Below are 13,363 nucleotides of genomic sequence, written 5' to 3'. Positions count from 1 at the left end.
AGAATTCCTTCAGTGACGCCGGCTGGCTGCGATCTCTTCGCTATAGCGCATTTCCAGCAACGTCTTCAGTATCAGTGTGATCAGGGCAAGCAGAGCCAGCAGCGTGGCAACGGCAAAGGCCCCGGAGAAATTATATTCGTTATAGAGAATCTCGACTTGCAGCGGCATGGTGTTTGTTTCGCCGCGAATGTGCCCAGAAACCACCGAAACGGCGCCGAATTCGCCCATGGCGCGGGCATTGCAGAGCAGTACGCCGTAAAGCAGGCCCCATTTGATATTCGGCAGCGTAACATACCAGAAGGTCTGCCAGCCATTCGCTCCCAGCGAGAGCGCAGCTTCTTCGTCCGCACTGCCCTGTTCCTGCATCAGCGGGATCAATTCGCGCGCGACGAAGGGAAAGGTGACGAACATCGTCGCCAGAACCAGTCCCGGAACCGCAAACAGGATCTGAAGCCCGTGACTCTGCAACCAGGGTCCGAGCACGCTGTTGGAGCTGAACAGCAGCACGAAGACCAGACCGGATATGACCGGGGAAACCGAGAACGGCAGATCGATCAACGTCGTCAGGAAGGCCTTGCCTTTGAATTCGAACTTCGCGATCGCCCACGCCGCGGCGACGCCGCAGACGAGGTTCAGCGGCACGCTGATGCCGGCAACGATCAATGTCAGCCGGATGGCCGCAAAGGTTTCCTCGTCGACCAGCGCATCGAAGAAAGTCTCGATCCCCTTGCGGAACGCCTCGACGAAAACGGCTGCGAGAGGCAGAAGCACCATCAGCGTCAGGAATGTGAGCGAGATCAGTATGAAGACGATGCGCGCAAGCCGGCTTTCGGTGATGACGGAATGGCCGGTTTCAGCTGATGCAGAAAGATCATGCGCCATAGCCATATCTCCTTCTGCTCCACGACTGGATGAGATTGATGATCAAAAGCATGGTGAAGGAAATGAACAGCATCACCGTCGCGATCGCCGTTGCCGCGGCATAATTGTATTCTTCGAGGCGAATGACGATCAGCAGCGGCGCGATTTCCGAGACATAGGGCTTGTTGCCCGCAATGAAGATGACCGATCCGTATTCGCCGGCAGCGCGTGCGAATGCCAGTGCGAACCCCGTCAACGCCGCAGGCGCCAGCCCTGGCAGCAGCACGCGGGTTATCGTCTGGAAACGCGATGCCCCAAGCGTTGCCGCCGCCTCTTCGACTTCGCGGTCGATCTCCTCCATGACCGGCTGCGCGGTGCGCACCACGAAAGGCAGGCCGACGAAGATCAACGCAATGACGATGCCGACGGGCGTAAACGCGATCTTGATGCCGAGCGGCGTCAGGAACTGACCGATCCAGCCATTCGGCGCGTAGAGCGTCGTCAACGCGATGCCGGCAACCGCCGTCGGCAGCGCGAACGGCAGGTCGACCATCGCATCGAGAATGCGCTTGCCCGGAAAGCGATAGCGCACCAGGACCCAGGCCAGGATAAGCCCGAGCACGGCATTGACGAGAGCGGCGATGAAGGCGCCGCCGAAGCTCATGCGCAGCGCGTAGAGCGTGCGCACATCAAGCGCCAGAGCCCAGAATTTCTCCCAGCCAAGCGCGCTGCTTTTCCAGAGAAGCCCCGAAAGCGGGATGAGAACAATGAAGATGAGCCAAGCCAAGGTAACGCCGAGCGCCAATCCGAATCCCGGAATGACGCTCGGCTGCCGTAACCGCCACCGTTTGCGGGTTATAGAATGCATTCAGTCTTATTGCCCCGGCTTGTAGACCTGATCGAAGATGCCACCATCGTTGAAGAACTTCGGCTGAGCTTGAGACCAACCGCCGAAATCGTCAATGGTTGCGAGTTTCAGGCTGGGGAAGCGGGCGATATCCTTGGGATCGGCCACTTCCGGCTTGATCGGCCGGTAGTAATGCTTGGCCGCAATCTTCTGGCCTTCATCCGAGTAGAGATAATTCAAATAGGCTTCTGCGACCTTGCGCGTACCCTTGGTGTCGACATTGCCATCGACGACGGCAACCGGCGGATCCGCACGGATCGAGAAGGACGGGGTCACGACTTCGAACTTATCGGGACCGAGCTCATCGAGCGAGAGATAAGCTTCGTTTTCCCAGGCGAGCAGAACGTCGCCGAGGCCGCGCTGAACGAAGGTCGTCGTTGCGCCGCGCGCACCGGTATCGAGAACCGGCACATGCTTCAGAAGCTGGGTCAGGTATTCCTGCGCCTTGGCATCGTCGCCGCCATTGGCCTGCTTGGCCCAAGCCCAGGCTGCGAGGATGTTCCAGCGGGCACCACCCGAGGTCTTCGGGTTCGGCGTGATGACTTCGACGCCGTCCTTGATCAGGTCAGGCCAGTCCTTGATGCCCTTGGGATTGCCCTTGCGCACCAGGAAGACGATGGTCGAGGTATAGGGAACGGAATTGTTCGGGAATTTGGTTTTCCAGTCGGCCGGGATCTTGTGCGTCGCCTTGGCGATCGCGTCGATATCGCCTTCGAGGGCGAGCGTCACGACATCGGCATCGAGACCGTCGATGACCGAGCGGGCCTGCGCGCCGGAACCGCCATGCGAAGCCTTGATATTGATGGTTTCGCCGGTGTCCTTCTTCCACTTGGCAGCAAAGGCCGTGTTGAAGTCCTTATACAATTCACGGGTCGGATCGTAGGAAACATTGAGTAGCGTCTTATCCGCCGCAAAAGTCGGCGCGACGGCCGCGATCGAGAAACTGCCGATCAGAACTGCGGTGGCGAGAAGCCGAGAAAGCTTTATCGTCTGCATGGATGCACCCCCTTCGTTTGTCCTTAAACCCTATCAACTTGGTCGTATAAAGTAACGAAGACAGTTCCCGTTTTGGGTAACTGCGGAGAACAGCATCCCATAGAATCCGGAAAAGTGAAATCACATTCCGGAATGACGCCAAGCGGATGATAGGCGCGTCGTCACCGAATGGTGTCGGACATAAAGACGGAATAGAGTTCGTCGGCACTCTTTGTCTGCCGCATCGCCGTTAAGACACCCTCCGTGCGCAAACGCCGTGCAATCGCGGCAAGCACGTTCAGATAATCGCCCCGGCCACCCTCTCCGAACAGCAGCACGAAGGCCCATTCCGTCGGCACGTCGTCGATGGCTTCGAAGTCGACAGCATGGGAAAAATGTACCATCAGTCCCCGCGGCCTTGTCATGCCGGAGATAGCGGCATGCGGAACGGCAACGCCGTTGCCGATCCCGGTCGTGCCCAATCTTTCGCGTGTCTCCAGCGCGCGCAGAACCAATGCCTCGTCCAGGCCAAAGCAATTGGCCGCCTTCGAGGACAGCATCTGCAATGCCCGCCATTTCGTCGGAGCGGAGACGCCGACAAAGACGTGTTCGGGAAGAATGATCGTGGAAAGGTCCATGGTCGCACTCAATGTCCGGCAATAAATTCTGAAATGGCACTCATGGCCACATGATCGAGGCCAGATTGCCCTCGATCATGGGTTCGAAATCTCCGTGGCTCAATCAGGCTCGCGCAGCCGGTAGCCGACGCCCGTTTCTGTTGTGATGTACTTCGGCTGATCCGGAATTTCCTCGATCTTCTGGCGAAGCTGACGCACATAGACACGCAGATACTGCACATCGGCAGCCGGCCCCCAGATCTGCTTCAGGAGGAACTGGTGCGTCAGCACCTTGCCGGCGTGCTGGGCAAGCACGCGCAGAATGTCATACTCCTTCGGCGACAGCTTGATCTCCTTGCCGTCGACCTTGACGATACGCTTGACGAGATCGATGGAAAGATCGCCGGTCTGGAAAATCGCCTTTTCGCCCTGCTGCTGCAGGCGGTGGCGCAGCGCCACGCGGATGCGCGCCGCAAGTTCGTTGACGCCGAAGGGCTTGGTCACATAATCGTCGGCGCCGCTTTCTAGCGCCTTGACGATGCCGGCCTCATCGGTGCGGCTTGAGAGGATGACGACCGGGATCTGCACCCCATCCTCGCGCCAACCGAGCAGCAGATCCTGGCCTGATTTATCCGGCAGGCCGAGATCGAGCACGATCAGATCGGGCTGATCTTCGTCGATCGACGCCTGGGCCGCTGCGGCACTCTGCGCCTCGTTGACGACGTAGCCCTGAGCACCAAGGCCCACGCGCAGCAATTTGCGGATCGGCGGCTCATCATCGACAACGAGAATCTTGACGGCAGTGGTGTTCATTTCAGTTCATCCAGCTTCGGGACATCTGTTGGTTTCGGCAGGCGGATGGTGAAAACTGCCCCCTGCCGATCCGTTCTGTTACCGGCGGCGATCGTGCCGCCCATCGCCTCGATGAAGCCGCGGCAGATGGAAAGGCCAAGGCCGGTTCCGGCGCGCACCTGGTCGCCCTTGCGCACGCGATAGAAGGTATCGAAGACGCGTTCGAGATCGGCCGGCGGAATGCCCGGCCCCTCATCCATCACACGGAAGACGATGTTATCTATATCTGCCCAGGCTTCGAGGCGAATAGCCGATCCTTCCGGCGCATATTTGGCGGCATTGTCGAGCAGGTTGAACAGCACCTGCTCGAACAGGACAGGATCGACCTTCACCATCGGCAGTTCGACCGGCATCTGCACCTCGACACGATGATGGGCCAAGATCTTCTCCGCCCGCCGCAGCGCGCTGCCGACGATATCGCCGCCATAATGCAGGGCATAGTTCGGCTCCATCGCGCCGGACTCGATCTTGGTCATGTCGAGCAGGTTGGCGATGAAGCGGTTGAGCCGCTCCGATTCGTCGATGACGGTCGACAGGAGATCGACGCGATCCTCGTGCGGCAGGGTTTCCAGATAGTCGCGCAGTGTTCCCGCTGCACCGAGGATAGCCGCAAGCGGCGTCTTCAGATCATGCGAGATGGAGGTCAGCAGCGCCGAGCGCAGCCGGTCCGCCTCGACGGCGAGTTTCGCCCGGTCGACATCGGCAACCAGCTGCACGCGCTCGATCGCAAGTGCCGCCTGGTCGGCAAGAGCATCGAGCAGCCGCTGCTGCTCCGGCGTCAGAAGCGGCCCGTCGCGACGGTCGTTATCGAGGCCGATCACGCCGACGGCGGTACGGCCGGTGCGCAAGGGAACGTAGAGACGCTTGGCGCCCGGTAGCGTATCGGCGCCGCGGCCGGCCGCATGATTGTGCTCCCAGGCCCAGCGGGCGGCGGCAATATCAGCATCATCAAGCGTGTCATCGGGCGGATAGCCGGCCTTGACGGCGATCGTGCCATGCTCCGGCAGAAGCAACACGACCCGCAGCTTCAGCATAGAGGCTAATTGAAAGGCGGTTGCCCACAATACGTCGTCGAGCGTACCGGTGCCGGCAAGCTTCTTGGAGAAAAGATAGAGATCCTCGGTTGTTCTCGCTCGCTGCCGCGCGGCCGCCGCCTGCCGCTGCACCGTCGCCGTCAGGTTACTCGCAATGACCGCGACGCCGAGGAAGAAGAAGAAGGCAAGCACACTTTCGGGATCGCTGATCGTCAACGTATAGCGCGGCGGCAGGAAGAAGAAATTGAAGGCGAGCGCGCCGAGAATGCAGGAATAAAGTGCCGGGCGCAGCCCTTGTGTCACCGCACTGGCCAAAACCGCCATCAGGAAGACGAGCGCCAGATTTCGCACATCCAGAACCTGGTCGAGGATGACGCAGAAGCCGAGCGCGATGGCAACATAGAGTGTTGCCAGAACATAGCCGCGAAGCTGGAAGGGCGGCGGCGAAGGCGCCACTTTGACACCACGCCTCGCAGCCTCGCCATCCGCTTCGCTACCGGAAATGACATGGACGCTGATATCTCCGGCCTTGCGGATGAGATCATAGGAAACCGAACGACGAGACCAATCGCGCCAGGAGCCGATTTTCGGCGAACCGATGACGATATGGGTCACGTTGTTGCTCGCCGAATGACGAAGCAGTTCCTCCGCAACCTCGCGACCCGGAAGGGTGATGGCCTCGCCGCCAAGCTGCTCGGCAAGCCGGAGCGTTGCGGCAATCGTGTCGCGCTGCGCCTCCGTCAGACTGATCGAGCGGTTGGTCTCGACATAGACGGCGGCCCAGGGCGCGCGCAGGCGCGACGCCATGCGCGCAGCATAGCGGACAAGCGCGGCCGAACGCGGGTGATGATCGATGGAAACGAGCACGCGCTCGCCGGCAGCCCACGGCCCCTGGATCGCATGCGCCTGCATATGGGTCAGGAGCTGGTCGTCGACCCGCTGCGCCGTACGCCGCAGCGCCAGCTCGCGCAGTGCCGTCAGGTTGCCGGGGGTAAAATAGTTGGTCAGTGCCCGCTCGGCCGTCTTCGAGACATAGACCTTGCCGTCATGCAGGCGCTTGATGAGATCATCAGGCGTCAGATCGATGATCTCGACATCATCGGCCATGTCGATGATGGAATCCGGCACCGTCTCGCGCACACGGATGCGGGTAATCTGCGAGACGACGTCATTCAGGCTTTCGACATGCTGGATATTCAGCGTCGTATAGACGTCGATCCCGCGTTCGAGCAGCTCCTTGACATCGAGATAGCGTTTCGGATGCCGGCTGCCATGCGCGTTGGTGTGAGCAAGCTCGTCGACCAGCACCAGTTCGGGACGGCGCTTCAGGATGGCATCGAGATCCATCTCTTCGAGCGCCCTGCCCTTGTAATCGACATTGACGCGCGGAACGATCTCGAACCCTTCAAGCAGGGCCTGCGTCTCCCGACGGCCATGGGTCTCGACGACGCCGACGACGACATCGACACCGTCGGCGATCTTCGCCCTGCCGGACATCAGCATCTCATAAGTCTTGCCGACGCCCGGTGCCGCTCCCAGGAATATCTTCAGCCGCCCGCGTGTCTCGGCCCGCGCCTTTTCGAGAAGCGCATCGGGAGAAGGCCTGCTCAGCATATCGCGGCTATCGTCTGCCATTCGCTGGTCGTCTTTCCTGATAAGGTTGAGACGGCGCTAACCGTCTCAACCTCTTCAACTTATTGAGTCATAGAAGCATCGAGCGCCCGGTTCAATGCCAGCACATTGACCACAGGTTCGCCGAAAATACCGAGCTCCCGCGGCTCTATGGCTTCCTCGACGAGCGACTTGACCTTGGCCTCATCCATGTTGCGCGCCTTGGCGACGCGCGGCACCTGGAAATAGGCGGCTTCGGGCGAGATGTCTGGGTCGAGACCGCTGCCCGATGTGGTGAGCAGATCGATCGGAACCGGCGTATTCGGGTTCTGCGCCTGCAATGTCGCCGCATCCCCCTTGATACGCGTGATCAGGCTCGAATTGGTCGGACCGAGATTGGAACCACCGGAATTGGCGGCATTATAGGGTGCGGAAACCGATTTAGTCGGGTCGTTCGGGTCGGTGCCAGTCGTGGCCGACGGGCGGCCGTGAAAATACTTGTCCGCCGTGAAATTCTGGCCGATGAGCGTAGAGCCGATCACCTTGCCGTCCTTCTCCACCAGGCTGCCATTGGCCTGGTGGGGGAAGAGCGCCTGGGCGACACCCGTCATGGCAAGCGGATAGGCAAGGCCGGTCAGAACGGTCGTGGCAACGATCATGACGATGGCGGGTCTGATTTGTTTCAACATGAGAGAAACTCCTTAGGCGAGGCCGATGGCAGTAATCGCCATGTCGATGGCCTTGATGCCGATGAAGGGAACGATGATGCCGCCGAGGCCATAGATCAGCAGGTTGCGGCTGAGGAGCGCACCAGCACCGATCGGGCGATAGCGGACCCCCTTCAACGACAGCGGGATCAGCGCGACGATGATGAGCGCGTTGAAGACGATCGCTGAGAGAATGGCGCTTTGCGGCGTTGCCAGCCCCATGATGTTCAGCATCTTCAGCTGCGGATAGAAGGCGATGAACATGGCCGGGATGATGGCGAAATACTTGGCGATATCGTTCGCGATGGAGAAGGTGGTCAGCGCACCGCGCGTCATCAGCAGCTGCTTGCCGATCTCGACGATCTCGATCAGCTTCGTCGGGTCGCTGTCGAGGTCGACCATGTTGCCGGCCTCGCGGGCGGCGACCGTCCCAGTGTTCATGGCCACGCCGACATCGGCCTGGGCGAGCGCCGGCGCATCGTTCGTGCCGTCGCCGCACATGGCGACCAGTTTGCCCTTGGACTGCTCCTCACGCATCAGCGCCAGCTTCATCTCAGGCGTCGCCTGGGCAAGGAAGTCGTCGACGCCGGCCTCGGCCGCAATGGCTGCGGCCGTCAGCGGGTTGTCACCCGTGATCATGACCGTGCGGATGCCCATGCGGCGCAACTCTGCGAAGCGCTCGCGAATGCCGCCCTTGATGATGTCCTTGAGATGGATGACGCCAAGCAGACGTCCATCACGGGCAACCGCAAGCGGTGTGCCGCCGGCCTTGGCGATCTCGTCAGCGATCGACTGCAGCTCGCGCAGCGTTTCGCTCGAGGTGCGGGATATGACGGCAGTGCCTTCATGTGCGCCATTGGCGGCACCTTCGACATAGGCAAGCACCGCGTCGACGGCACCCTTGCGGATCGAAGAACCTTCGAGATCGACACCGCTCATGCGGGTCTGCGCCGTGAAGGGCACGAAGGTTGCCTTCAGGCTTGTCATGTCGCGGCCACGGATCGCATATTTCTCCTTGGCGAGCACGACGATCGAGCGTCCCTCGGGCGTTTCGTCGGCAAGCGAGGCGAGCTGCGCGGCATCGGCGAGATCCTGCTCGCTGATCCCCCGGACCGGACGGAAAGCGGTCGCCTGGCGGTTGCCGAGGGTGATCGTACCGGTCTTGTCGAGAAGCAGCGTGTCGACATCGCCGGCGGCCTCGACGGCGCGGCCGGACATGGCGAGCACGTTGAAGCGCACCAGGCGGTCCATGCCGGCAATACCGATTGCAGACAGCAGAGCGCCGATGGTGGTGGGGATCAGCGTCACGAAGAGGGCAACGAGCACGACCGTCTGGATCGAGCCGCCGGCATAGGCGGCAAAGCTCGGGATCGTCACGGTCGCGAGCACAAAGATCAGCGTCATGCCGGCCAGCAGGATGTTGAGGGCGATTTCGTTCGGCGTCTTCTGCCGCTCGGCGCCTTCGACCAGCGCGATCATGCGGTCGATGAAGGTTGAGCCGGCTGCCGCCGTGATGCGCACGCGGATCTCGTCCGACAGAACCTGGGTGCCGCCTGTCACGGCCGAGCGGTCGCCGCCAGATTCACGGATGACAGGCGCGGATTCGCCGGTGATCGCAGCCTCATTGACCGAAGCGACACCTTCTATGACTTCACCGTCCGACGGGATGATGTCGCCGGCTTCGACCAGAACGACATCGCCGACCTTGAGGCTGGTGCCGGGCACCATCTTGTAATCCGTGCGGCTGTTACCGACGAGCAGCTTTGCCTGGGTTTCGGTGCGCGACTTGCGCAGCGAATCCGCCTGCGCCTTGCCGCGGCCTTCGGCAACAGCCTCGGCGAAATTGGCAAACAACACCGTGAACCAAAGCCAGATATTGATCTGCAGCGAGAAGGCGAGATTGCCGCCGCCGGTGACGAGGTCGCGCAGGAAGAGGACAGTCGTCAGCATCGAAACGACGGCGACTACGAACATGACTGGGTTCTTGGCGAGGGTGCGCGGGTTCAGCTTCTTGAACGAAGCGCCGATCGCCGGAACGAGGATGCGAGAATCCAGAATACTCGCTGATTTTAACTGGCTCATAAGAGGCTCCAGCGTGAAGAGGAAAACGTCAGATCGGAACGCAGCCGATCAGCCGATTAATAATCCGAAGACGACAAGGCCGAGGAACAGGGCAACCATCGCCAGCAAAATGGCGTCGGAAGCGCAGGTTATTCCGGCCGGGCCACGCCCCCTGTCGAAGGGGCGTGGATCGATGACTTTTCTAAGCTTGCCTAGAAGCGGTTGGCTCATGGCCGTCATTCCTTAAAAGGTCTGGCCTGCGATCATCGACAGATGTTCGACGATCGGTCCAAGCGCCAGCGCCGGGAAGAAGGTCAGGCCGCCGACAATCAGGATCGTGCCGACCAGCAGACCGACGAAGAGCGGGCCATCCGTCGGGAAGGTGCCAGCCGAGGCAGGAACAGTCTTCTTGGTGATCAGCGAGCCGGCAATCGCCAGTGCCGGAACGATGACCAGGAAACGGCCGATCAACATGACGATACCGAGCGTGATATTGTACCAGGGGGTATTGCCGGACAGGCCACCGAAGGCCGAGCCGTTGTTTGCCGCCGCCGAGCTGTAGGCATACAGGATTTCAGAGAAGCCATGCGGGCCGGCATTGGCGATCGAGGCAACGGCGGAGGGCAATACCACGGAGATTGCCGTGAAGATCAGCATGCCGGCAGGCAGGCAAAGCACGGCAAGCATTGCCATCTTCACTTCCTTGGCCTCGATCTTCTTGCCGAGATACTCCGGCGTGCGCCCGACCATCAGGCCCGCAACGAAGATGGCGATGATGACGAACATCAGGATGCCGTAGAAACCGGCGCCGACGCCGCCGACGATGACTTCGCCGAGCTGCAGGTTGATGAGGGGGATCAGGCCGCCGATCGCGGTGAAGCTGTCGAGCATGCCGTTGACCGCGCCGCACGATGCGGCCGTGGTGATGACGGCGAAGAGCGAGGAGGCAACAATGCCGAAGCGGACTTCCTTGCCTTCCATATTGCCGCCCTGGATGCCGAGCGCATGAACAAGCGGATTGCCTGCCGCTTCAGCCCAGTAGGTGACGATCACGCCGGCGATGAACAGCGTGCCCATCGCTGCCAGGATCGCCCAGCCCTGCCGCTGGCTGCCGACCATGCGGCCGAAGACGTTGGTAAGCGCCGCACCGATGGCGAAGATCGCCAGCATCTGCAGGAGGTTGGAGATGGCATCGGGGTTTTCGAATGGATGCGCCGAGTTGGCATTGAAGAAGCCGCCGCCATTCGTGCCGAGCATCTTGATGGCAAGCTGCGAAGCTACGGGGCCGACGGCGATCGTCTGCTGCGCACCTTCGAGGGTGGTGGCATTGACATAGGGACCGAGCGTCTGCGGCACACCGAGATAGACGAAAGCAATCGTCAGCACGATGCAGATCGGCAGAAGGACGTAGAGCGTCGCGCGGACCATATCGACCCAGAAATTGCCGATCGCCTTGCCGGAGGCACGTGCGAAAGCACGGATCAGCGCAATGGCGATGGCGATGCCGGTTGCCGCGGAAACGAAGTTCTGCACCGTCAGGCCGGCCATCTGCACGAGGTAGGACATCGTGCTTTCGCCGCCGTAATTCTGCCAATTGGTATTGGTGACGAAGCTCGTTGCCGTGTTGAAAGACAATTCCGGGCCGACTGCAGTCATGGCGGCCGGATTATACGGCAAGCTGCCTTGCAGTCGCTGCAGTGCGTAAAGAACGATGAAGCCAGCAAGGCTGAACAGCAACATGGAAACCGAATAGGTCGTCCAGTGCTGCTCTTCGCGCTCATCCGTGCCGGCCAAACGATAAAGCCCCCGTTCCACAGGACGGAGGATGAAGGAAAGGAAGGTGCGCTCGCCGGTAAAGACGCGTGTCATGTAACCGCCGAGCGGTTTGACGAGCAGGAGAAGGATCCCGATGTAAATGAGGATCTGAAGCCATCCGTTGAAGGTCATGGAGGTAACTTTCCCTATCCAGCGCTATCAGAAGCGCTCGGGGCGAATAAGAGCGTAGACCAGGTAGACGGTGAGAAAGATCGTCACGCCGCCACCGAGAATGTAATCGAGAAGCATTGCCGTCTCTCCGACTAGAGGCTGTCGCAGGCCTTGGTATAGGCGACACAGAGGAGGAAGAATAAAACGCCGATCCCGACAAGAAGAATGTCCATCATCGATCGCGAGTCCTTGATTGTTATTGTTGAATGCAGAAATGATGGAGAGCGCCCTTGCTCGGAGCGCCTCTTTTTCCTGCCGACCAGGAAGATCACTTGGGGTGCATCTTCCAGACGCAATATGCGACCGAACCGCATTAAGGTTCGAGACGGCGGAAAAGCGGAAGATATAAAAATCTTATAAATGCCGGGGCGGATGATGACGGTCTGCGCGTATGCTCATACGCGCCCCCGATACCTGCCTGCGTTGCCGAACTCGTTCGAAAAATCAGGCATATTCCGTAGGTATGTAGCCGCTATTTCATTGAATTTCTTGAATTACCCGCACCATGTGCTTAAGCTGGCTCAATGATATCAACCACCCTCCATGATTGCATCATAGCATATGCGAAAAGCCTAACGTAGCTGAGATTGGCACCGCGAGATATTAAGACAGCATGTATGGCGCTTGATGCAGCATTCTGCCGGTGATTAAGTCCGGGGACGAGTTGGCCTGCACTCCGACAGTCTCGCTCCCGACGATTCGACCGCAAGCCAAAGAAACGCGAGCAAGTGACGACCAGCATCAGACATATCGCCAAACTTGCGGGAACATCGGTCTCGTCGGTCTCGCGCGTACTGAACAACAGCGGCTACGCCTCTCCGGAACTCCGGGAGCGCGTGGAAGCTGCCATCCGCACGCTCAACTACACACCGAGCAAAGGCGCCCGCATGCTGCGCGGCGCGCCGAGCCGGATGATAGGGTTGATGCTGCCGTCGATCGATGTACCCTTCTTCGGCATCCTTGCCCACGCAATCGAGCAGGAATTGTTCCAGCGCGGCTATCAGACCTTGATCTGCAGCACCGCCGAAAACATCGAACACGAAGCGCGCTATATTTCCATGCTGCTGTCGCAACGCGTCGATGGCGTCATCGTCGCAAGCGCCTTCGGCAGCACGGAGCATTTCGAAGCGCTGCGCGAGGCCCATATCCCGATCGTCGCCATCGACCGCGAGCTTCCAGGCATCGCTGATAACGCCGTCATGGCCGACCATGAGGAAGGTGGGCGTCTGATGGCCCGTCATCTGATCGAACTGGGTCATCGCGCAATCGGCATTGTCGGCGCCCCTGCCCATAGTCAACCGGTCCAGCTTCGGCTTCGCGGCATCAAAGAGGAAATGGCCGAGCGTGGCATCTCACCCGCTGCCATCTCCATGGCAGAGGAGCATAGTTTCACCGCCGCCTATCCGCTCGCAAAGCAATTGGTCGCCTCTCAGCCTGAAATGACTGGTATCATCGGCACGACCGACATATCGGCGATTGCTACGATCCATGCCGTCCAGGATCACGGCTTTTCCGTGCCTCGCGACTATTCGGTGATCGGTTTCGACGATCTGCCGGAGGCGGCTTATGTCTTTCCGCGGCTGACGACCATCGCCCAACCGATCCGCGGCGTCGGCCAGCAGGCAGTCCGGCGACTGGAGGCCCTGATCGATGAAGACCAGGTCGATGGCAAGCCGTGGATGGACACCCTTATCAAAGTGTCTGTCACCTTGATCCGGCGCGACTCTACCGGCCCCGTTCGCCCATAAATGC

At 60.3% G+C, this 13,363-nt stretch carries 12 protein-coding genes; 1 reads left to right on the top strand and 11 read right to left on the bottom strand.

Going from position 1 to position 13,363, the window contains the following annotated elements; translation table 11 throughout:
• Positions 1 to 9: 9 nt before the first annotated feature.
• The 11 genes from cysW to kdpF all read right to left on the bottom strand — a co-directional run bounded on the left by cysW (position 10) and on the right by kdpF (position 11,689).
• Positions 10 to 882, bottom strand: a complete 873-nt coding sequence (gene cysW, locus GA0061103_RS05810) for a sulfate ABC transporter permease subunit CysW (RefSeq protein ID WP_092707917.1) — start codon at positions 880 to 882, stop codon at positions 10 to 12.
• Entirely contained in the window at positions 872 to 1,729 is an 858-nt protein-coding gene (gene cysT, locus GA0061103_RS05805; protein WP_092707915.1) for a sulfate ABC transporter permease subunit CysT, read from the bottom strand. The genes cysW and cysT overlap by 11 nt, the downstream gene beginning before the upstream one ends.
• Before the next feature lie 6 nt (positions 1,730 to 1,735).
• Positions 1,736 to 2,764 (bottom strand): sulfate ABC transporter substrate-binding protein, encoded by a 1,029-nt coding sequence (locus GA0061103_RS05800; protein ID WP_092707912.1) that lies wholly within the window; start codon positions 2,762 to 2,764, stop codon positions 1,736 to 1,738.
• 161 nt (positions 2,765 to 2,925) lie between these two features.
• The gene (locus tag GA0061103_RS05795) at positions 2,926 to 3,381 is read right to left on the bottom strand and encodes a PTS sugar transporter subunit IIA (RefSeq protein ID WP_092707910.1); all 456 of its coding nucleotides are present in this window, start codon (positions 3,379 to 3,381) and stop codon (positions 2,926 to 2,928) included.
• A gap of 99 nt (positions 3,382 to 3,480) precedes the next feature.
• Entirely contained in the window at positions 3,481 to 4,173 is a 693-nt protein-coding gene (locus GA0061103_RS05790) for a response regulator (RefSeq protein ID WP_092707908.1), read from the bottom strand.
• Positions 4,170 to 6,881 (bottom strand): sensor histidine kinase, encoded by a 2,712-nt coding sequence (locus tag GA0061103_RS05785; protein ID WP_092707906.1) that lies wholly within the window; start codon positions 6,879 to 6,881, stop codon positions 4,170 to 4,172. The genes GA0061103_RS05790 and GA0061103_RS05785 overlap by 4 nt, the downstream gene beginning before the upstream one ends.
• A gap of 59 nt (positions 6,882 to 6,940) precedes the next feature.
• Positions 6,941 to 7,546, bottom strand: coding sequence for a K(+)-transporting ATPase subunit C (locus tag GA0061103_RS05780; RefSeq protein WP_092707904.1), 606 nt, complete (start codon positions 7,544 to 7,546; stop codon positions 6,941 to 6,943).
• A 12-nt stretch (positions 7,547 to 7,558) separates the two neighbouring features.
• The gene (kdpB, locus tag GA0061103_RS05775; RefSeq protein WP_092707902.1) at positions 7,559 to 9,646 is read right to left on the bottom strand and encodes a potassium-transporting ATPase subunit KdpB; all 2,088 of its coding nucleotides are present in this window, start codon (positions 9,644 to 9,646) and stop codon (positions 7,559 to 7,561) included.
• A gap of 48 nt (positions 9,647 to 9,694) precedes the next feature.
• Positions 9,695 to 9,856, bottom strand: coding sequence for a hypothetical protein (locus tag GA0061103_RS34970; RefSeq protein ID WP_167376524.1), 162 nt, complete (start codon positions 9,854 to 9,856; stop codon positions 9,695 to 9,697).
• A gap of 12 nt (positions 9,857 to 9,868) precedes the next feature.
• Positions 9,869 to 11,572 (bottom strand): potassium-transporting ATPase subunit KdpA, encoded by a 1,704-nt coding sequence (kdpA, locus tag GA0061103_RS05770; protein WP_092707900.1) that lies wholly within the window; start codon positions 11,570 to 11,572, stop codon positions 9,869 to 9,871.
• 27 nt (positions 11,573 to 11,599) lie between these two features.
• Positions 11,600 to 11,689 carry a K(+)-transporting ATPase subunit F gene (gene kdpF / locus GA0061103_RS05765; RefSeq protein WP_041678183.1) on the bottom strand — a complete coding sequence of 30 codons (90 nt, stop codon included), beginning with the start codon at positions 11,687 to 11,689 and terminating at the stop codon, positions 11,600 to 11,602.
• A 650-nt stretch (positions 11,690 to 12,339) separates the two neighbouring features.
• On the opposite strand from kdpF, the gene GA0061103_RS05755 reads away from it, so the two are divergent.
• The gene (locus GA0061103_RS05755) at positions 12,340 to 13,359 is read left to right on the top strand and encodes a LacI family DNA-binding transcriptional regulator (RefSeq protein ID WP_092707896.1); all 1,020 of its coding nucleotides are present in this window, start codon (positions 12,340 to 12,342) and stop codon (positions 13,357 to 13,359) included.
• The last annotated feature ends 4 nt before the right edge of the window (positions 13,360 to 13,363 follow it).

Origin of the sequence: Martinezella multihospitum, assembly GCF_900094585.1 — a bacterium.
Taxonomy (GTDB): Bacteria; Pseudomonadota; Alphaproteobacteria; order Rhizobiales; family Rhizobiaceae; genus Rhizobium; species Rhizobium multihospitium.
Note: the sequence above shows the minus strand (reverse complement) of the source record. Positions and strands in the feature narration are given on the sequence as shown.